We start from the raw sequence: 20783 nt of genomic DNA, 5'->3' as shown, positions 1-20783 counted from the left end.
CCGACGCGGACCGTGAACGAAAAGAATGGATCGTTGAAATGGCCGCGCCCGAAAATCGGCGGCGCGCGGCCCGTTGAGGTCAGTCGCCGGGAGGCGGCACCTCGGTCGGCAGCTCGAACCACGTCTTCGCCAGCCGCTCAACCTGACTGTCGTCAAGGGCACCCTGGAACGCCCAGACGTCGTCGACCGAACCCGAGAAGTGCTCGCCCCAGGCGCCGTCGGTCTTGGCCCTGCCCACTTGGAGGGACCTCCCGGCCTTGAAGGTCAGTACGTCATCGGCCCACGCGATCAGGTCCTCACATGCGACGTCGTCCGCCTGGCCGTCGCCGTCCTGGTCGCCGCACGCGCTCTCCTGGAGACGTCCGTTGACGTACAGACGGGCCTCCTTGGCGAAGCCGTCGTACACCACGGCCAAGTGGTTCCACTCCCGTACGTCGATGAAATCGCTGTTGCCGACGCGCTCCACGGAAGCCTTGGAGCTGTCCTCGTCCGGCAGCGCCAGCTCCCATCGCCCCCGGCCTTCCGGATCCTTCGCGTCCGGGACGAAACGCACCGTGAACGCGCTCCCGCTCGTACCTTCGCCACTCACCACCGCCGCCGGGCGCTCGGGCAATGCCGCGGCCTGCGCCCACGCGGTGACCGTGAAACTGGCGCTGGTGTCGACGGGCACGAGGCCTGTCGCCGCGGAGGCTTTCACCCCGTCCAGTTGGAGCCCCCTGTCGCCGATCATTCCCGCCCCGAGCGCCGCTCCTCCGGAGAGGGTCATGGGGTTCTTCTCCTCGGACAGGTCGGGCGTGGTGGGTGACGTACCGCTGGTGGCTTCCTCGAAGCTCCACCGCCCCTTGAGCACCGCGGTCCGCTTGAACAGCTGCCGCACCTCGTCCGCCGAGACCGGCCGGTCGAAGAGCCGTACGTCGTCGATCTGGCCGGGGAAGTACGAACCGGGCTTGCCCTCGTAGGAGCCGGCACCGATCTGGACCGGGCCCCCGGCGTACCAGGTCTGGGAGACATCTGCCCGGCCCGCTTCGACCCCGTTGACGTACAGGGTCAGCTGGTCGGCGACCGTGTCGTGCACGCCCACCAGGTGGGTCCACTCACCGCCGTACGCGGTCTTGCCTTCGGCCTGCATGGCCCGGATCGCGCCGGAGTCCGAGGTGTCGGAGATGAACTGGTTGAAGACCCACCGGTCGTAGGCGCTGGAGTAGTACAGCTCGAACCCCGACTTGTGCACTCCCGCCTGGGTCGCGATGATCGCGGCGTGGTCGGGCTTGGCCTTGGGGAGCTTCGCCCAGGCCGAGACGGTGAAGCTGCGCTGGTTGTTCAGGTGCGGTGCGCCGGCGACGGCGTGGTCGTCCTTACCGTCCAGAGTGAGCGCCTTGCCAGCCACACCGGGCTGTCCCGGGGTGGCGCCGCCCTTGAGGACCGCCGGATACACATCGGCGCGGCCGGTGATCCGGGTGGCGTCGGCCGGCTCGTCCATCGGGAAGACCGCGCGGGCCGGGCGGCCCGCGCCGATGGGCTGCTTCTGGTGCAGGTTGGCGACTTCGGTCTCGGAGATCGGCTTGTCGTAGATCCGTACGTCGTCGATGGTGCCGGGGAAGAACGAGTCGGGCTTCCCGCTGTAGGAACCGGCCCCGATCTGCAGGCCGCGCCGAGCGTCCCAGGGACTGGTGTGCGTCGTGGTGCCGACCAGCTTCCCTTGGACGTACAGCTTCAGCTCCTTCGAGGCCGAGCTGTAGGTGCCCGCCAGGTGCGTCCACTCCCCGGCCTTCGCGTCGCCCGGGGTCGCGCTCATGGCACGTACGGCATCCGCGGTCGGTGAGTCGGACGTGTACTGGTTGAAAACCCACCGGTCGTAGGACTTGGAGTAGTAGAGCTCGAAGCCGGGGCTGTGGTTGCCGGGCTGCGCGGCGATGATCGCGGCGGCGTCCGGCATCTTCGACAGTTTCACCCAGGCGGCGGCGGAGAATCCGGTCTCCGTGGCCACGGTGGGGATGTCGGTCTGCGCGTAGTCGTCGACGCCGTCGAACGACACCGCCGTTCCGATCTGCCCAGGGACGCCTGGGGTGGCGCCGCCGCGCAGCTCGGCCACACGTGTGCCGCCCGCTCCCTGCGCCTCTGCCGCGCCAGCCGCATCGTCCATCGTCCAGGTGGCCTTCTCCGGCTGGCCCGCCTTGACCCGGTACTGGTACGTGCGGATCTCACTGCCGTTGCCGGCCGTGTCGAAGGCCTGGGCCGTGAGGAAGTTCAAGCCCGGCTCGGACGGCAGGACCCGCACGGTCTTCGCCGCGCCGCCGGTGGTGGTCACGGTGTTCTTCGACGTCGGGTCGCCGTTGACGCCGTACCAGTACTTCGTCACGTCACCGTCGGCGCCCTTCAGCTCGAACGCACCGTACTTGCCGACTCCGTCCAGCCAGGGATCCTCCGGATTCTCCGGGTCGGAGGCCGGATAGTCACCGGAGCTGATCGTTGGGGCCTTCGGGACGCTGGTGTCGTAGGTGAAGTAGCAGCCCGTCGGGTCACCCGCGGTCGACCAGGCTGAGTACTGGGCACCGTCGTAGGAGCGTGCGTACCACGCCACCTGCTTGTTCTTCGGTATCGAGGACGGCAGGCTCACCGCGAAGCTCGAACCGGACTTCTTGGCCGAGGTACGGGCCGGGCTCCAGCGGGCGACCATGCCCTTGCCGTCCCCGGTGTCCCAGGACGCCTGGAACTGCACGGAGACGTTGTCCCCGTCGGGGTCGGTGACGTTGTTCGCGTAGATCTTGCCGAGGGTGCGCACCCGGGCGGCGTTCGCCGGCTTCTTGCAGGTGCCGCCGTACTCCATCGCCAGCTGGGACATTTTGATCTGCGGCGGTGGCCGGTTGTACTTCACCCGCAGGAACGCCTTGTCCGAGAACCGCTTCCAGCCGTACGCGTCGGACTCGCTCGCCGCCCGCAGGCCGAACGTCATGGTGGACCACTTGCCGTTCGCGGCCTCCTGCACGGCGGACTTCACGTCGAACTCGGCGTCCTTGGCCGAGCAGCCCTCGTAGCCGTAGGCGAAGGACCGCGACGACAGTTCCTTGATCCAGAAGCCTGCGGCCTTCTGCGAGTTCCATGTCGTGGACGACGAGATGTCCTTCGTCCGCCACAGCTCCACGGAGCGCGCGTCGCACGAGGCGGACCAGGTGTTCCGGACCACGAACTCCGCGCTCAGGACGGACTTCCCCGCGAACTGCGAGGTCGGGATCCGGTAGAAGAGCCGCTTGGTGTCGTTCGGTTTGCAGTAGGACCAGTTGCAGTAGCCCATGCCGGCGGTCGACTCGCCGTTGAACTTCCACTGCGGAGACGACGCCCAGTACTCCGACGCCATCGTCCAGGCCGAGGCCTTGGGCGAGTACCACTGCGGGTCGATGAACACCGGATACACCGTGTCCTCACCGGTCAGCACATCCGCGTCCGGGGTCAGGACCAGCGCGTCGCCGGTGGCGGGAACGTCCACGTCGACGGCGGCGAGCTTGCCCGTCTCGCCCGCACCCGGTTCCGTCACGCCGTCCGCCGCATCCGCACTCGTGCCCGCATCCGTGCCGTCCGCGGCGGTGGCATTCTCGGACTTGGCCGTCCTGGCGGACCGGGCGTCCTCGCCGGCAGGGGCGCTGGAGTCCCACATCATCGGCTTCGGCGCCTCGAACACCGCGCCCTTCGCGCCCTGGTCGACCGCTTCCAGGCCGCCCTCCGCCGTCTCCCGCACGTCCACACCCTCGGCCGCGAGTCCCAGACGGAGGGCCGCGAGCTTCTCACTGGCAGCCGCCTCGGCCGACTTCACCACGAGCAGTTGCGTGAAACCGTCCTCCTGCGCCCCCATCCGCAGGTCCACGCCCGGCAGCACCTCGCGGTACGTGGCCGTCGCACCGTCCAGTTCCGGTGCCGGCAGCTCGTCGGGCCAGGACAGTGCCACCTCGCGTCCGGCCTTTTCCATCCGCACCAGGGGCTCGTCCCCGCCCCCGGAGAACCGCAGCGCCACCGTGCTCGCCTTCGGGGCGACCGCTCCGTCCGCGCTCTTCGCCAGCTCGGTGTCGACCGGTTTCCACTCACCGCCGACCCGGGCCCGCACCGGACGCAGATACTCGCGCGCCTCCAACGAGCCGTCCGGCTGGGCGAACACATCGCGGCGCTCGCCCCTGGCCGAGCCGACCTCGACGGGCTTTCCGATGCGCTTTGCCTCGGCCAGTGCCTCGTCGGTGGTCAGGGCCGGCTCCGTGCTCCCCTCGCCGCTCCTCTCACCACTGCGAGCGGAGCTCTCGGAACGCTGCGGCTGCGGCGCCGCCACGGCCGGAAGGGCGGTGGCCGGCACGAGTGCGGCCGACAGCGCCATCACCACACCGCACGCCACCGCTCCCCACCTCGACCGACCGCCCTGACGTCTCGGCACCCGGACAGCACGAATCTCCCCCATCTCACCCACGAACCCCGCCCCAGTCTTCACGCAAATCACACAACTTCGCAGAGTTAACGCGGAGTCGCACAGAGTTGTCAATAGTGATCAAGAGGATGGCGGAATTTGTCTCTCCACGCGCCCGTCACTCCTGGGGGGGAGCGGTCGGCGTCACTCCGAGGGGGCCGAAATGTGCTGGTCGGCGCCCCAGGAGGCGAGGAGAGTCCACCGGCGACGGGGTGGTGCACGCGCGATTGCGCGACGCCGGCGCGTGCGGCGTTTTCCAGTCGGCGTACCACGTCCGCGTCGCCGGATCGGGTGAAGAGAAGAGGGAACTGTCCGCCGCACGGCGGTCCGCCCGAGTGTGACGCTGGACAGCGAACGTCAAGAAGAACAGCCTTCGACCGGGAAACGGAAAGAGAAGGAAAACAGCCGTGGCGGAAAAGGAGTCCCCGCCCGGTCCGGTCCCGCTCAGGCGTCAACTGCGACTCGAGCGTCAACTGCCAGGAATACGGGGCACGTCGGAGATCATTGGCAGTCCGCCGCCCGGCGCCGCCGCCCGTACCGCTCGTCCCGACGGCCGAGCGCCGGGAACCCACACGAGAAGAAAGCGAGTCGTCCCCATGCGGGCCACCTTCTTGTACGAAGCCGGCGACGTACGCGTCCAGGACGCGCCCGACCCGGTCATCGAGCAGCCCACCGACGCGATCGTGCGCGTCGTGCGCTCCTGCGTGTGCGGCAGCGACCTGCACCCGTACCACACCATGTCCGCCGCCGACGGGCCCGTTCCCATGGGACACGAGTTCCTCGGCACGGTCGAGGACGTCGGCTCCGAGGTCTCCGGCTTCAGGCGCGGCGACCTCGTGGTGGCGCCGTTCGCGTTCGCCGACAACACCTGCGAGTTCTGCCGCGAGGGCCTGCACACCTCCTGCCCCCAGGGCGGCTTCTTCGCCGCCGGGGTCGGCGGCGCCCAGGCCGAGGCCGTACGCGTCCCCCAGGCCCAGGGCACCCTGGTCCGGCTCCCCAAGGACGTCGACGAGAAGCTGCTGCCGTCCCTGCTGACCCTCGCCGACGTGTACGCCACCGGCTACCACGCCGCCCACCGGGCCCGTGTCGAGCCGGGCGACTCGGTCACCGTCATCGGCGACGGCGCCGTCGGCCTGCTCGCCGTCCTGTCGGCCAAGCAGCTCGGCGCCGAGCGCATCATCCTCATGGGCCGGCACAAGGACCGCACCGACCTCGGACGCTACTTCGGGGCCACCGACGTCGTCGCCGAACGCGGCGAGGAAGGCATCGCCAGGGTCCGTGACCTGACCGGCGGGCACGGCACCCGCGCCGTCCTGGAGGCCGTCGGCCACATGCCCGCCTACGAGATGGCCGTCGGCACCGTCCGGCCGGGCGGTGTCATCAGCCGCGTCGGTGTGCCCCAGTACGAGGACGCGCCCGTGGGCTTCGGCAGCCTCTTCGGCCCCAATGTCACCCTCACCGGCGGCCCGGCGCCCGCCCGCGCCTATATCGAGCCCCTGCTGCCCGGCGTCCTGGACGGCACCGTCGAACCGGGCCGCGTCTTCGACCGCGCCCTCCCCCTGGAGCAGACCCCCGAGGGCTACCGGGCCATGGACCAGCGGGAAGCGCTCAAGGTCATTCTCACCCCCTGAACCCCCTGAACCCGGCGTCACCTGGCCGGGATCAGCGCCGGGACCTGGGGGGACGGGGACGGGGCCGTCGCCGCCGCGACGTATCTGGGCTCGGACCGGCGGGCCAGACCGGTCGGGCCCGTGGGCATGCACGCCTGCAGCGCGGTGAGCAGGCGCTGGACGTCCTCGTGCGGGCGGACCACCAGGCGCAGGAACTGGCTGCTGCTGCCGAGCTTGTTGCCGCACTCGCGGATGAAGACACCGTGCTCGGTCAGCAGCCGGTCGCGCAGGACCGCGCCGTCGATGCCGTCGGGCAGCTTGACCAGCAGGAAGTTTCCCTGCGAGAGGAAGACGACGAGGTCGGGGATCGCGGCCAGCGCCTGGGCCATGTCGGCGCGGTCGCGGGAGAGCAGTGCGAGGCTCTGGTGGTACTCGACGCCGTACTCCCTGAGCATGAAGACGACGTACTCCGCGAAGGAGTTGAGGTTCCACTTCGGCAGTGCCTTGCGAACGGTCGCCGCCAGGGCGGGGTTGGCGACCATGTAGCCGAATCTGATGCCGTGCAGACCGAAGTTCTTGCCGAGGCTCTTCAGAACGATCACATTCGACCGGATCGCCGCCTCGTCCGCGACGGACGGGGCCCGTTCGGCGTCCACGAAGTCGATGAACGACTCGTCCACCACGACCAGGTCCAGGTCCGACAGCTCGTCCAGCAGCCACAGCACCTGGTGCCGGCGCAGATAGCCGCCGTCCGGGTTGTTGGGGTTGCAGATCACGGCGACGCGGGAGCCGCGGCGCCGGATGAAGCGGACGTACTCCTGGAGGTCGAGCGTGAAGTCCTGGTCCTCGTGCAGGGGGAACATGTCCACCCGCTTGCCGGTCTCCAGCGGCTGGTCGGTCCAACGCCCGAAGGTGGGGATCGGGATGGCCAGGCTCTCCCGTACGAGCAGGTGGTCGATCCAGGTGATCAGCTCGGTGGAGCCGTTGCCCATGGCCACCGTCTGCGGGTTGAGGCCGAGCACCGAGCAGAGTTCGGCGGTGACCGTGTCGGCGTCGCTCGGGTAGTACTTGAGGATCGTCTCCAGCGAGCCGCGCATGCGGGCGAACATGTCCGGCGTCGGGAAGTACGGGTTGCACGGAATGCAGAAGTCGACCCGCTCGCGCGGCGGCTGGGGAGTGTGAGCCCGGAGCTCGCGCCCCGCCTGCGGTTCGGAAACCTCGGCCGGGATGCTCGGAGCGCTCGGCGTGAGGCGGCTCAGCATGGCCCAGGACGGGCTGTGCGCGGCACTGCGCAGGATGCCCGCTTCGGGGGACTGGGACACGGCGAAGTCTCCTTACGGTCGGTGCTTACGGGACGGGCCCACGGCCGCCGCCGCGCGCCGCCGACGCGAGGCGAACACCGCGATGCCCGCGGCCACCAGCGCACCGCCCGCCGCGATCGCCACGTAGTCGAGCTGGGTACCGGCGGCTACGGGGAAGGACGGCGTGGCCCGCTGAGGAGAGGTGGGAGTGGCGTCGGCCTGGGGAGCGGCGGCATCGGCGGACGATCCGGAGGTGGTGTTCCCGGGTCCGTCACCCTCGGGGACGGACGGCGGGGCGGAGGCGGCGGGTGAGGCCGTGCCGGAGGCGTCGGGCCGCGGCGGCACCGTCCCGGTGACGGCGGCGCTGTTGCCGACGCCGCCGAGACCGTTCCCCGCGCCACCGGCGCCGGTGCCCGCTCCGGTGTCGGCTCCGTTCCCGGTTCCGTCACCCCCCGCGGACGTGTCGCCGTCGTCGCTGCCGGCGCCGACGCCGTCGAAGACGACGTCGGAACAGGAGTAGTACGTGTCCGGCGTACTGGTGTTGCGCCAGATCGTGTAGAGCATGTGGCGGCCCGTCAGACCGGTGGGAAGCGTGCCGGAGACGCGGTAGGCGCCGTCGTCCAGGGGTGGGTTGTCGACCGTGAGGAACGGCTGCGGGGCCAGGTCGGACCAGGTCAGCGGGGCGGTCGGATCGTAGCCCTCCGTGGTGAGGTAGAGGCTGAAGGTGCCCTCGTGGGGAATGGTGGACACGTACGTCAGCGTGAAAGCGTCCCCTGCGCGCAGCCGCGTGGCGGGCCAGTCGGTGCGAGCGACGTCGAGCCCCTTGTACGCGTCGAGGCCGCCACTGCACAGCTTGCCGTCGGGGATGACCTCGCGGTCCCGGCCGTTCACACCGGCAACGCGCATGTTGTCGAACTCCTCGAAGCCCCGCCCGCCGTTGGCGGCGACGGCCGCCCGGCAGGCGTCCGTGCGCGCGAGCTGTCCCTGGGAACCGCAGGCGGCCACCCGGCTGACCGGATCGGTGGGAGCGCCGTGGGCGTACGCCGGGCTCGTGGTCAGCGCCACCAGCGCCGTCGCCGTCGGCACCGTCACCGCCAGGATCGCGGAGACGGCCCGGACAGCCCGGACGGCCCGGACAGCCCGGACAGCACTGGCAGCCGTGACGGCCCTGACGCCCTTGACAGTCCCGACGGTGCTCACAGCGGCTGCTTCACCGTCCCGAGCCCTGCGGCCGACAGCGGTCTCGGGAACAACTGCGGCGGTGCGGTGGCGGAACATCCGTGACTGACCTCCTCGGCGACCCGGGCGGCCTCGGACCCGGCAGCCTGCCGTGTATTACGGCGTCCGCCCGCCGGGCGTTCAGTACGTCGGCGGAAAGTTGGGCCGGGCCCGTCCCGCCCGCCCCGGAAGGGACGGCACGGCACGACACGTTGACGGCACGACACGTTGACGGCACGACACACGGCACAACCGGGCGCGTGCGGGCGGGCGCGTCCGCACACGAGCAGGTCCGCGTGCGGACGTACGCCGCTCGCGTCCGTCGTGGCCTCAGCGCGTGCTGAGCCAGTGCGGGTCGGGGACCACCGTCAGGACCGCGGAGACCACGACGACCATCCCCAGCACGACCAGTTCCGCCCGCGCGAGCCGGGCCGCCCCGGCGACGCCCGTCCCGTCCGGCCACGCTTCCGCCGTCCCCGTGCCCACGCCCGGGATCGCCACGCCCACGCTGCCCGCCGCGCCGGCACCGGCTTCCCCGGCGCCCGCTGTCGCCGTACGCGCCCCGGCCGCTCCGCGCAGCCGGGCTCCGGCCCTCAGGGCCAGCGCGCTCGCCACCGCCACCAGCAGCAGCTTCGCGATGAGCACTCGCCCGTACGCCGTCGTGAACACGACGTCCGCGGGGAGTCTGCGCAGCGTGGAGAGCGTTCCCGTGGCGGCCAGGGCGACGAAGAGCCACCCGGCCGGCCGGGCGTAACGGCGCAGCACCTCCCTGGCACCGGCCGGATCGCCCCGGCGCAGCCACAGGGTGCGCAGCACGTACAGCAGCCCGCCCGTCCACAGCGACGCCGCCGTCAGATGTACGACGGTGAGCGCCGCGCCGAGCAACGGGGTGTACGCCTCGGGGTGTGCGCGCAGCGCCTCCGCGCCCACGACCACGGCCAGCGGGACGGCGGCCGTCCGGGGCCGGCGGGTCGCGGCGCACGCGGCGGCCAGCAGGAAGCCGTTGGCCATGACCAGCAGGAGGCGGCCCTCGGCCGTGCCGTACACCGATGTGAGATCGAGTGCGCTGACCCGCGCCAGCAGCCCGATCTGCCCGGCCGAGGCGAGGGCCCCGGCGCCCGCGGCGGCGACGGACCAGCCGCGCGGTAGCGGCCCCGCCCCGGCGAACCGCCGTCCGGCCAACTCGCCCAGGTGGAGGGCGAGGGCCACGAAGACCACCGTGCGCAGTGCGGTGGTGGCACCCGCCGCCGGGATCCGCAGCTCGCCCGTGCCCCGGGCGGCGGTCCCCGCGCCGAACAGCGCGACGAGGAGGGCGGTCGCCGTGCCGCCCGCCACGAACACGGCCCGTGTCACGGCCGTCGTGCGGAGCCCGGCGCCACCTCCCTCGCCGACGCGAAAGCCATCGCCATCGCCAGGGCTACGGGGGCGGGCGCCGCGACCCCCGGATCTCCCGGCTCCCCCGTTCACTGCTCCTTGTTGCGAGCGGCCCAGAACTCGTCGAACGTCAGCAGCCCGTCGCCGTTGGCGTCATGGGCGTTGATGACGGCCTGCGCCACGGTCTCGGTCACGTGGAAGTCCCCGAGCTGCGCCATCGCGCTCTTGTACTCGGTGGCCGTGATGAGCCCGTCGCCGTTCACGTCGAACCGCTCGAACGCCTTGCGCGCCTCGTCGATGTCCGCCACTGTCCCGCCCCTTCGTGGTGCTGTTCCGATGGGGTCAGATTATCCGCTCGCGTTCACTCGTACGGCGGTGGTCCGGCACCAGGGGATGCCGGGCCACCGCCGTACGCGCGCGAACGTCAGCCGCGCCAGGGCTCGTAGTGCGGATTGTCGAGGCACTGCGCCATGATCTCGATCTTCTTGTGGCGGTCCACCGGGCAGACCCCGACGATGCGCTCCCGCGAGACGCCACCCGGGAAGGCGACCTCCTCCTGGGACGCGTACTTGTGGGTGTCCCCGATCGTCTTGTTGATGTCGATCCCGCCGGGGGCGTCGATGTAGTAGTTGAACCCGCTCTTCGAGAACTGCTTGTAGAGGTCGTGGTCGTACGAGGTCGAGACGTACGGCGACGGCTGGTTGACCAGGACGTACTTCTCCAGGTCGTACTGCCCGTCCATCGGCGCCTTGGGGTGGAAGCCCTGCTCGAAGACGGCCTCGGGGCCGCGGCTGTCGGCGCGGTAGAGCTGCTTGCAGTCGGTGCGCCAGGCGGGCTTCGGGCTGATCCGGGCCACTTCGACACCGTGGTCGGCCGCGGCGAACATGGGGTCGGCGACGGCGGGGCAGCGCTCGCCCTTCTTGCCGGCGGCGGAGGCGTGGGCGGGGGCCGGAGCGGGGGCGGTGGCTCCGGAGGGCGGCGCGGGCGCGGCCTCGGTGGCGGCGGCGGGCACCAGCAGGGCGGCGACGGACAGGGTGACGGCAGCGGCCCGGCGTCGCGAGCGAGAGATGGTCATGAGGAGCACCTTTCACGCCGCACGGCGACGGGCGGTGGACCGTCACCCGAATGGGGGCGTGTCAGACCGCCGTTCCGCCGCTCGTGGCCGCCGGGGGGTGTCCTGCGCGTGGACGGTGCCCCTCAGCGTCCCGAACGCCCAAACGCCCGAACGCCCGAACGCCCGAACGCCCGAACGCCCGAAAAGCCTGGACCTCTGGGCCCGTCCCGGGGCGCGGGCCCCGGGCGCCGGGCGCCGGGCCTCAGCGGAAGACCCCCGTGTGCCCGAGCGAGTAGCGGCCGGGCTGCGGGTACACCGCCAGACCGTGCGGGCCTCCGCCGACCGGGATACGGGCCAGTTCCTTCCCGTCGGTGGTGTCGATCGCGTACACCTCGGAGTCGTACCGGCCGGACAGCCACAGGACCTTTCCGTCCGCCGAGACCCCGCCCATGTCCGGGCTGCCGCCGTCCGGCAGCCGCCACTTCTTCACCAGGCGGTCGCGTGCGAAGTCGAAGACGGAGATCGTCCCCTCGCCCCGGTTGGAGATGTACATGACCTTGGAATCGCGGCTCACATAGACGCCGTGGGCGCCCTCGCCCGTCGGCAGCAGCTTCGGGACGGTGAACTTCGCGCCGTCCAGCACCCATACCCCGTGCGCCATCATGTCGGCGATGTAGTACCTCGTGCCGTCGGGCGAGAGCTTCACGTCCTGCGGCATCGCCCCCTCGAAGGGCAGCTTGAGCTTCGCGACGACCTTCATCTTCGTCGTGTCCACCTTCAGCAGTTCGCCGGAGAACTCGCACGAGACGATGAAGTAGCGGCCGTCGGCGGAGAAATCGGCGTGGTTGACGCCCGCGCAGTCGACGGGCTCGGTCTTCCTCACCTTCATCGTGTGCGGGTCGCGGAAGACCAGCTCGCGGTCCAGCGAGGCCATGACCACGGCGTACTTGCCGTCCGGCGTGAAGTAGAGGTTGTACGGGTCGTGCACCTCGACCGGCTCGCCCGCCTTTCCGGTGGCGGGGTCGATCGGTGTGAGGGTGTGCCCGCGGTTGTTGTTCACCCACAGGGTCTTCAGGTCCCAGGAGGGCACCACGTGCTGCGGCTGGCGGCCGACCGGGATGGTCTCGATGACCTTGTACGTCTTCGGGTCGATGACCGAGACCGTGTCGGAGTTGGTGTTGGGGACGTACACCCGGGACGGGAACTTGCGCACGACGGGCGAGAGCATGCCCGGCCGGTCCGCCGCGTAGATGTCCTTGGGGTCGCGCACCGGTGGCATGCCCGGGAGGGCGGCCGACCTGGACGGCTCGGACCGCTCCGGGGTGACGGGCCGGGCGGCCGCCCGGGTGGCGGCGTCCGTCGCCGTACGGTCCGGTCGCGGCCCGTCCGAACCGGCGCAGCCGGCGAGCGGGGACAGCAGCGCCACACCGGCGAGCAGGGCGGCGGCCGGGACGGTGGTGCGGCGCGTGGGGGGAGACATCCGGTGCATCAGGTCAGCAGCTCCGTGGTCGTCACCGCGCGCAGGTCGCGGCGTTCGAGTGCGTCGAGGAGGGCGGGCAGTGCGGCGACCGTGTCGGCGTAGCCGAAGTGCAGGCTCACGATCGAGCCGTCGCGGACACGGCCGGTGACGGTACGTGTGACGGCCGCGGCGCCCGGCGAGGTGAAGTCGAGCGAGTCGACGTCGTAGGACAGGACGTGCGGGTAACCGGCCCGCCGGGCCAGCCGCTGGACGAGCGGGGTGGCGTGCTGGGTGCGCGAGGGGCGGAACCAGCTGCCGATCGAGCCGGTCAGCCGCCGCAGCCGCGTGGCGCACCCGGTGATCTCCGCGAACGCCTCGTCCTCGTCCATCGCGGAGATGTCGGTGTGGTGCAGGGTGTGGTTGCCCAGGTCGTGGCCGCCGTCCAGGATCCGGCGGGCGAGTGAGGGGTGTTCGTCGAGCCAGGTGCCCACGGCGAGCACGGTGATCCCGGCCCCGGCCCGCTCCGCCTCCTTCAGAACGGCGGTGGCGGTGGCCGGGTCGCCCTGGCCGTGGAAGGTGAGGGCGACGCGGCCGCGGTCGCGGGGGCCGTGCGCGATCTCGACGGGCTGTCCGGGGAAGCGGCGGGGGGACGGGGCGGACCGGGCGGCAGGGCGGCCGGTGTCCGTACGGCCGGGTGTGTCCGTACCGCGACCACTGTCCGTGCCACCGCTGCCGCTGCCCGTGCCGCTGCTGCCGCCGTGCGTGTCACCGGTGTCCCCCTGGCCGGTGGCGGCTCGGCCGGTGTGCTCGTGGCCGGTGTCCGTACGGCCGCCGCCCGTACAGCCGGCGACGACGGCTCCCGTACCGCCGGCGGCGAAGGCGCCCGCGAGGGCCGCTCCGGCCGCACCGCGCAGCGCGCGGCGGCGGTCCGGGGGGTCTGCGCGTTCGATACGGTGGCGGTCGTCGTCGATCACGCCCCCATTTAAGGGCGGATCATGTCAAAAGGTGATGATTGACCCGATAGGGGATCCTGCGGGTCGTCAGGTGGACTGGCGGTCCGCAGCGATCCTCATCTCGAACCAGGTGGTCTTGCCGCGCGGCAGCAGATCCACGCCCCAGCGGTCGGACAGCCGGTCCACCAGGAAAAGCCCCCGCCCGCTCGTGTCCAATTCCTGTACGGGCATCAGACACGGCAGTCCGCGGGACGGGTCCCGGACCTCGATCCTGATCCAGCCGCGGCGGCGCAGCATCCGCAGCCCGAATACCCGGGCGCCGGTGTGCCGCACGGCATTGCCGACGAGTTCCGAGACGAGCAGCACAGCGGATTCCGCCGTCTGCGGGGAGAGTGCCCACTGGCGCAGAACAACACTGTGGGTGATGCGACGAGCGGCGGCGGCGGATTCGGGGCGGGACGGGAGCTGGACTTCGGCGTCTGTCGGATTTCCGTACAATTCAAGGGCCTTACGGCCCAGTTCGTCTTCGACGGACGGTATCCACCGCACAGTGGCCGCATCACCGCACTGCCGCGGCTGCTCCCTACCCTCCAGGCCCGCCATGTGCACCATCATGGCCGCCCAGCAGCTCCCCCGTGGCCGTTCCAAGGGAATCGCCCCTGCGGAATGAATCATTCCAAGGGGCGCGACGGCATATGCCCAAGGCACTGGATACCCCCGGTGATGACACTGAGCTGCGTCGACGCCCTCTGATTCAATGATCACCGATGCCGATCGGATCCGATTTCCTTAATGCTCCCTTAAGGCCACGCCAAGCCGTGCACCCGGTTGACGCACGGGTGTCCGCGGACGACGGAGGGCGCCCCGGTGTGCCTGCGGGACACACCGAGAGGTCACAACTGGTCACGGGTCAAAGGAACTTCGCCTTCCCCGGACCGTCCTCGACGAACGACCGCATCCCGCGCTCGCGGTCCTCGGTCGCGAACAGGCCGGCGAACCAATTGCGTTCAATGGCGAGCCCCGTCTCCAGGTCCGTCCCGAGCCCCGCGTCGACCGATTCCTTGGCCGCGCGCAGCGCGAGCGCGGGCCCCTGGGCGAGCTTGGCGGCCCAGGCGTGCGCCTGCTCGTACACCTCCGCGTCCGGGACCACCCGGTCGACCAGGCCGATCGCCAGCGCCTCCTCGGCCTTCACCTGACGACCCGTGAAGATGAGGTCCTTGGCGCGCGAGGGGCCGACCAGCCGGGCCAGCCGCTGGGTGCCGCCGGCGCCGGGGATCAGCCCCAGCAGGATCTCGGGCTGACCGAGCTTCGCACCGGCCCCGGCGATCCTGATGTCCGCGCAGAGCGCCAGCTCACAGCCGCCGCCCAGCGCGTAGCCGGTGACCGCCGCGACGACGGGCTTGGGGATCCGGGCGACGGCGGTGAACGACTCCTGGAGCGCCCGGGAGCGCACGACCATCGCGGCGTGGTCCATCGCGCGCATCTCCTTGATGTCGGCGCCCGCCGCGAAGACCTTCTCACCGCCGTACAGGATCACGGCGCGCACGTCCTCGCGCCGCCCCGCCTCCTCGGCGAGCTCGCGCAGCCGGTCCTGGACCGCGGTGTCCAGCGCGTTCATCGGAGGGCGGTCGAGCCGGATCGTGCCGACGCCGCCGGAGACCTCGAGGGTCACGTATGCCTGAGCCATACACAGCAGGTTAACGTCCGCTCACGACAACGGGCCCGGCGCGGCGTGCCGCCGTGCGCCGGGCCCGTTGTCGTGAGCGGACGGTGTACGCCCCCGGCCGGGGCGGGTGCTCCTACTCGGTCCACTCCGACCAGGACATGTTCCAGCCGTTCAGGCCGTTGTCCGGGGCGATCTGCTTGTCCTTCGAGTTCTTCACGATGACGACGTCACCGATCAGCGAGGAGTTGTAGAACCACGCCGACGGGGTGCCGTTGTTCCCGCCGCCGCGCAGGTCCCGCAGTCCCACACACCCATGGCTGACGTTCGCGGAGCCGAAGGTGCCGGAGGACGCCCAGTAGTTGCCGTGGATGAAGGTGCCCGAGGTGGACAGGCGCATCGCGTGCGGCACGTCCTTGATGTCGTACTCGCCGCCGAAGCCGACGGTCGCACCGTTCATCCGGGTCACGGAGTACTTCTCGCTGATCACCATCTGGCCGTTGTACGTGGTGGTCGACGGGGCCCCGGCGGTGATCGGGATGTTCTTGATCTGCTTGCCGTCCCGCACGACCTTCATCGTGTGGGCGCTCGCGTCGACGGTGGAGACCTGGCTGCGGCCGATGGTGAAGGAGAAGCTCTTGGCCTGCTCGCCGTACACCCCCGGACGGCCCTCGACACCGTCGAGGTCGAGTTCGACGGTGACCTTCGTGCCGGGCGCCCAGTACTTCTCGGGCCGGAAGTCGAGCCGGTCGTTGCCGAACCAGTGCCCCTCGACCGGTACGGACGGCTCGGCCGTCACCTTGATGGCCTTCTCCACCGCGTCGGGCTCGGTGATGCCCCGGGTGAAGTTGATGGAGACCGGCATGCCGACGCCGACCGTCGCCCCGTTCTCCGGCGTGTACTGGCCGATGAAGGTGTTCTTCGGGACAAGGGTGGTGAAGCTCGTGTCCTTGGCGGACTCCCGCCCTTCGGAGTCCTTGGCGACCGCGTGCACCTTGTACCGGGTGGCGCCGGCGAGATGCTGGAGCGGCTCCCAGCTCGCGCCCCCGGCGGACAGCTCGCCGTCGACCGGGTTGCCCTTGTCGTCCTGGACGGTGACCGTGGTGAGCCTGCCCTTGTCCGCGGTGACCTTGAGGGCGCCGGTGGTGGCGACGCCCTTCTCCTTGTCGTCGGGGGCGATGGTCACGACGGCCGCCGACGCCGCGTTCCTGACCTCCGACGCCCCCTTGTCGCCGTTCTTGCCGGGCGTGCCGCCCTCCTCGGAGGACCCGCCCCCGCCACAGGCGGTCACCACCAGGAGCAGCGCTCCGGTCGCCAGCGCGGCGAGGGTACGGGGCGCCCGCGCGCGCCGTCCCCGCTCTTCTCCCCGTCCCCGCTCGTCCTGCCGCCCCCGCCGTCCCGGCCGTATCCCCCGTACGCCCCGTGTCCCCCGTATGCCCGGCTCGGCGCCTGCCGCCTCTGCCGCCCCCGCCGTATCCGCCGTCTCCGCTGTCCCAGGTGTTCCCGCTGTCCCAGGTATTCCCGGTATCGGCAGCCCGTTCACTATGGTCTTCTCCCCTCGCACGGCCTGGCCCCGCCACGGCCCGTACTCCCGCGCGTCGAGTGCGCGCGTATGGCGCAAGATAATCACACCGCGAGCAGGGGTGAGTGCTCCGGAATGTCACCGTTCGGTCCCAACACCCGTCTCCTCCCGTCCCGTGACGCCCCGTACCGCCCCGGTGGTCGCATCCGGGACGGCACAGGTCAGCCATGGGTCGAAGGCGGAACCGGGCGGGAGGACGAGAACGGCGGGCGGTGCGCGGGGGGTTCGGGGGGCCGGGGGCGTCGTGCGGAAGGGGTGCGGCAGGCGTCCGCTCAGCGGAGCGCCGAACCCGCTGTCCACTCCTCCCAGTTCATGTTCCAGCCACCCAGCCCGTTGTCCGGAGCGACCGTACTGTCCTGGGAATTGACCACTTCCACCACGTCTCCGATCAGAGTCCTTTCGAAGAACCATCCCGCGGGGGTGTCCGTTCCGCCGCCCTTGGTGTCGCGCAGACCGACACAGCCGTGGCTGACGTTCTTGGTGCCGAACGTCTCGGCCGGCGCCCAGTAGTTGCCGTGCAGGAACGTTCCGGACGTGGTCAGCCGTACCGCGTGGGGCACGTCCTTGATGTCGTACTCGCCGCCGAAACCGACCGTCCTGCCGTCCATGCGCGTGACGTCGAACAGCTCGGAGACCACCATCTTTCCGTTGTACGTGGTGGTTCCGGGCGCGCCCGCCGTGATCGGCAGCGTCGAGGTCAGCGTCCCGTCGCGCCACACCCGCATGGTGTGCTCCGCCGCGTCCACCAGCGACACCTGGGAGCGGCCGATCGTGAAGCCGACGGTCTTGCGCTGGATCCCGAACACGCCGGGCGCCGCCTCGACGTCGCGCAGGCGCAGCTCGACGGTCACCCGGGTGCCGGGCCGCCAGTACGTACGGGGCCGGAAGTCGAGACGGTCGTCGCCGAACCAGTGGCCGACGATCTCCACGGGGGGCTCCGAGGTGACGCTGACGGCCCGTTCGACGGCCGCGCGGTCCTGGATCCTGCGGTTGAAGTCGAACGAGACGATCATGCCGGTACCGACCGTGGACCGGTTCTCCGGCGCGAAGTAGCCGATGAACCGGTCGGTGGGCACGAGCGTGGTGAAGGTCGTGTGGCGGGCCGAGCGACGGCCCTGCCGGTCCACGGCGACCGCGTCGACGCTGTACTTGGCGGCCAGCGCGACGGTCGCGCCGGGCTCCGGGGTCCAGGACCGGCCGTCCGCGGAGAGCCGGCCGGGCAGGTCCTCGGGGGTGGCGTTCTCGATCTGCCGGACCTCCACCCGCTCCAGCCGGCCGTCCGCCACCCTGACCTCGATCCGGTCCGTGAGGCCGACGCCCCGGGCGCCGTCCTCGGGAACGACCCGGATCGTGTCACCGGGAGCGCTTGCCTTGCCCTCGCTGAGGGTCTCCCCCTGGGAGCAGCCCGCCAGGCAGGCGACCAGCCCGGTCATCAGTCCTGCCCATGTCAGAACGACGGCCATGCGGGCGCCGGCCCGCTTCAGTACGTGTCTCACGCCCCGCCCAACGACCACCCCCCTCCCGGGGAAACGTGAGCGGGGCGCTCCTTGCGGGCAGAACAGGGAGGAGGACCGCGCGAGGGGGCGACGGCCGGGACGCCGTAGGCACCGATCCGCGGGGTCCGCGAGCCGCGGGAGGCCGGAAGGTGGCGAGCGCAGCCGAGCGTCGGTCAGTGCCGGAGGCACTGCGAGGGGCGGTACGGGAATCGGCCGGTGGGGTCGTCGGGGGCCACGCCGTGGACACCGGAAGGCCGAGGGAGGAAGGGGAAGCGCCCCGGGTGATCCGGCAGAGGCCCGCCCCGCCCGTGGTCCGGCCCGGCTCGCCCACTCCCCTGGGCGCGCGCTACCGCGTGGGCCCCGACGGCGTGGCGGGCACCAACTTCGCGCTCTGGGCGGGCGGCGCCGAGGCCGTCGAGCTGTGCTTGTTCACCGAACGCGACGGGCCTGCGGGCGGCGAGGACGTCGAGACGCGTCTGCCGCTGACCGAGCTGACCGACGAGATCTGGCACGGCTTCGTCCCCGGCGTCCGGCCTGGCCGGCGGTACGGCTTCCGGGTGCACGGCCGCTGGGACCCCTGGACGGGCGCCCGCTGGAACCCCGCGAAGCTGCTCCTCGACCCGTACGCCCGCGCGGTCGACGCCGCCGGGGGCAACGACTACGGCGCCCTGCCGCCGGAGGTCTACGGCCATGTCCGCGACTGGCCGCAGCAGCAGGTCGCGGACACCGTGCGCGACGAGCGCGACTCCGCCCCGTACGTGCCCAAGGGGGTCGTCGTGCACGACGGCGTGCCCGGAGACGCCTGGGCCGACGACCGGCGGCCCAAGACGCCGTGGGCGGACACCGTCATCTACGAGCTGCACGTGCGGGGCTTCACCAGGCGCCACCCGGGCGTGCCGGAGGAACTGCGCGGCACGTACGCCGGCCTCGGCCACCCCGCCGCCGTCGGCCATCTGCGGCGGCTCGGGGTGACGGCGGTGGAACTGCTGCCCGTCCACCAGTTCGCGCACGAGGACCATCTGCTCCGGCGCGGCCTGCGCAACTACTGGGGTTACAACTCCATCGGCTACTTCGCCCCGCACGCGGCCTACGCGGCGAGCGGCACGCGCGGGCAGCAGGTCGAGGAGTTCAAGGGCATGGTCCGGTCGCTGCACGCGGCCGGGATAGAGGTCATCCTCGACGTGGTCTACAACCATTCGGCGGAGGCGGGCGAGCGGGGGCCGACGCTCTCCCTGCGCGGGATCGACAACCGCGCCTACTACCGGCTGCCGGCCGACGCCCGGCGCTACGCGGACTACACCGGCTGCGGGAACACGCTGGACGTGGGCCGGCCGCAGGTGCTGCGGCTGATCACCGACTCACTGCGCTACTGGGTCACGGAGATGGGCGTGGACGGTTTCCGCTTCGACCTGGCGGCGGCCCTGGCCCGGTCCGGGCACGGCGTCGACATGCTCTCGCCGTTCCTCGCCGTGATCGCCCAGGACCCGGTGCTGCGCCGGGTGAAGCTGATCGCGGAGCCGTGGGACGTGGGGGCCGGCGGCTACCAGGTGGGCGCGTTCCCCCCGCTGTGGACGGAGTGGAACGACCGCTACCGCGACGCCGTGCGGGACTTCTGGCGCGGCGCGCTGCCGGACGTACGGGACCTCGGCTACCGGCTGTCCGGGTCGAGCGACCTGTACGGGTGGGGCGGCCGGCGGCCGTACGCCTCCGTCAACTTCATCACCGCGCACGACGGTTTCACCCTGCGCGACCTGGTGTCGTACGAGCGCAAGCACAACGAGGCGAACGGCGAGGGCAACCGGGACGGCACGGACGACAACCGCTCCTGGAACTGCGGCGCGGAGGGCGGGACGGACGATCCGGGCGTCGCCGCGCTGCGCCGCCGGCAGCTGCGCAACCTGCTCACCACCCTGCTGGTGTCGACGGGGGTGCCGATGCTCGTCGCGGGCGACGAGATGGGCCGTACGCAGCACGGCAACAACAACGCGTACTGCCAGGACAACGAGGTGAGCTGGCTCGACTGGTCGCTGCTGGACCGGACGGACGAGGAGGGCGGCGGACGGGGCCTGTACGGGCTCACCGCGCGGCTGCTGGCCCTGCGGCGGGCCCACCCCGTGCTGCGGCGCAGCGCGTTCTTCTCCGGCCGGCCGCAGGCGCCGGACGGGCTGCGGGACCTGGCCTGGTTCACCCCGCGCGGCACGGAGCTGACGGAGCGGGACTGGTACGCGCCGACCTCGACCATCGCGTTCTTCCTGTCCGGACGGGACATCCCGGGACGGGACGCGCGCGGACGGCGGATCGTGGACGACAGCTTCCTGACGGTGCTGCACGCGGGGGCGGAGCCGGTGGAGTTCACGCTGCCTGGGCCGCCCTGGGCGGAGGCTTACGAACTGGTGGTGGACACGGCGCGGGAGGAGCAGGAGGAGGCACCGGGGACGGTGTGTCCGGCGGGTACGACGGTGACGGTACCGGAACGGTCGGTACGGCTGTTCCGGGTGCGGCGGTAGGACGGCCGGACCGGGCCGGGCCGGGCACGGCGAATGCCTCACCCCGCTCAGCCGATCGGTTGATATGGCGGTACGACCACGAGCGCCGGCCGGGAAAAACGCGTGGGCGATGTCAGTGGCGA

General features: G+C 71.4%; 13 protein-coding genes and 1 pseudogene. 2 read left to right on the top strand and 12 right to left on the bottom strand.

The genetic code is table 11. The features are described 5' to 3' along the window. Positions 1-79: 79 nt before the first annotated feature. Positions 80-4438 (bottom strand): LamG-like jellyroll fold domain-containing protein, encoded by a 4359-nt coding sequence (locus tag IG02_RS0119555; protein WP_030749448.1) that lies wholly within the window; start codon positions 4436-4438, stop codon positions 80-82. A gap of 602 nt (positions 4439-5040) precedes the next feature. Here IG02_RS0119555 and IG02_RS0119550 point away from each other — a divergent pair. After that, complete coding sequence (locus IG02_RS0119550; protein ID WP_030749445.1) at positions 5041-6075, top strand: alcohol dehydrogenase catalytic domain-containing protein; 1035 nt, start codon at positions 5041-5043, stop codon at positions 6073-6075. A 134-nt stretch (positions 6076-6209) separates the two neighbouring features. Here IG02_RS0119550 and IG02_RS0119545 read toward each other — a convergent pair. The 11 genes and pseudogenes from IG02_RS0119545 to IG02_RS0119495 all read right to left on the bottom strand — a co-directional run. Further along, positions 6210-7316 (bottom strand): annotated as a pseudogene (locus tag IG02_RS0119545) (pyridoxal phosphate-dependent aminotransferase); the annotation flags it as partial. A 72-nt stretch (positions 7317-7388) separates the two neighbouring features. Beyond that, entirely contained in the window at positions 7389-8555 is a 1167-nt protein-coding gene (locus tag IG02_RS36640; protein WP_063756818.1) for a lytic polysaccharide monooxygenase auxiliary activity family 9 protein, read from the bottom strand. A gap of 348 nt (positions 8556-8903) precedes the next feature. Further along, positions 8904-9926 carry a CopD family protein gene (locus IG02_RS36635; protein WP_051765328.1) on the bottom strand — a complete coding sequence of 341 codons (1023 nt, stop codon included), beginning with the start codon at positions 9924-9926 and terminating at the stop codon, positions 8904-8906. A 110-nt stretch (positions 9927-10036) separates the two neighbouring features. Then, positions 10037-10255: an EF-hand domain-containing protein gene (locus tag IG02_RS0119530; RefSeq protein ID WP_030749434.1), complete on the bottom strand. Its 219-nt coding sequence runs from the start codon at positions 10253-10255 to the stop codon at positions 10037-10039. A gap of 116 nt (positions 10256-10371) precedes the next feature. Further along, a complete protein-coding gene (locus IG02_RS0119525; RefSeq protein ID WP_030749432.1) occupies positions 10372-11022 on the bottom strand; it encodes an ADP-ribosyltransferase in 651 nt (216 codons plus the stop codon). 241 nt (positions 11023-11263) lie between these two features. Next, positions 11264-12481, bottom strand: coding sequence for a YncE family protein (locus tag IG02_RS0119520; protein WP_030749431.1), 1218 nt, complete (start codon positions 12479-12481; stop codon positions 11264-11266). 8 nt (positions 12482-12489) lie between these two features. Then, positions 12490-13434 carry a polysaccharide deacetylase family protein gene (locus IG02_RS0119515; RefSeq protein ID WP_234314819.1) on the bottom strand — a complete coding sequence of 315 codons (945 nt, stop codon included), beginning with the start codon at positions 13432-13434 and terminating at the stop codon, positions 12490-12492. 66 nt (positions 13435-13500) lie between these two features. Continuing rightward, a complete protein-coding gene (locus IG02_RS0119510; protein ID WP_030749426.1) occupies positions 13501-14016 on the bottom strand; it encodes an ATP-binding protein in 516 nt (171 codons plus the stop codon). Between the two features lie 307 nt (positions 14017-14323). Beyond that, positions 14324-15100, bottom strand: coding sequence for an enoyl-CoA hydratase/isomerase family protein (locus tag IG02_RS0119505; protein WP_030749424.1), 777 nt, complete (start codon positions 15098-15100; stop codon positions 14324-14326). A gap of 112 nt (positions 15101-15212) precedes the next feature. Further along, positions 15213-16373, bottom strand: coding sequence for a L,D-transpeptidase (locus IG02_RS0119500; RefSeq protein WP_030749422.1), 1161 nt, complete (start codon positions 16371-16373; stop codon positions 15213-15215). A 557-nt stretch (positions 16374-16930) separates the two neighbouring features. Then, complete coding sequence (locus IG02_RS0119495) at positions 16931-18154, bottom strand: L,D-transpeptidase family protein (protein ID WP_030749419.1); 1224 nt, start codon at positions 18152-18154, stop codon at positions 16931-16933. Between the two features lie 149 nt (positions 18155-18303). On the opposite strand from IG02_RS0119495, the gene glgX reads away from it, so the two are divergent. Further along, entirely contained in the window at positions 18304-20661 is a 2358-nt protein-coding gene (gene glgX / locus IG02_RS0119490) for a glycogen debranching protein GlgX (RefSeq protein WP_078854616.1), read from the top strand. The last annotated feature ends 122 nt before the right edge of the window (positions 20662-20783 follow it).

The sequence above is a fragment of the Streptomyces sp. NRRL F-5135 genome (assembly GCF_000719775.1).
Lineage (GTDB): Bacteria > Actinomycetota > Actinomycetes > Streptomycetales > Streptomycetaceae > Streptomyces > Streptomyces hebeiensis.
Note: the sequence above shows the minus strand (reverse complement) of the source record. Positions and strands in the feature narration are given on the sequence as shown.

What these genes read in the sequence shown, in the direction of transcription:
- IG02_RS0119520 (WP_030749431.1), bottom strand. Translation starts at nt 12,481, where the DNA reads ATGTCTCCCCCCACGCGCCGCACCACCGTCCCGGCCGCCGCCCTGCTC.
- IG02_RS0119510 (WP_030749426.1), bottom strand. Translation starts at nt 14,016, where the DNA reads ATGGCGGGCCTGGAGGGTAGGGAGCAGCCGCGGCAGTGCGGTGATGCG.
- IG02_RS0119550 (WP_030749445.1), top strand. Translation starts at nt 5,041, where the DNA reads ATGCGGGCCACCTTCTTGTACGAAGCCGGCGACGTACGCGTCCAGGAC.
- IG02_RS0119555 (WP_030749448.1), bottom strand. Translation starts at nt 4,438, where the DNA reads ATGGGGGAGATTCGTGCTGTCCGGGTGCCGAGACGTCAGGGCGGTCGG.
- IG02_RS0119505 (WP_030749424.1), bottom strand. Translation starts at nt 15,100, where the DNA reads ATGGCTCAGGCATACGTGACCCTCGAGGTCTCCGGCGGCGTCGGCACG.
- IG02_RS0119525 (WP_030749432.1), bottom strand. Translation starts at nt 11,022, where the DNA reads ATGACCATCTCTCGCTCGCGACGCCGGGCCGCTGCCGTCACCCTGTCC.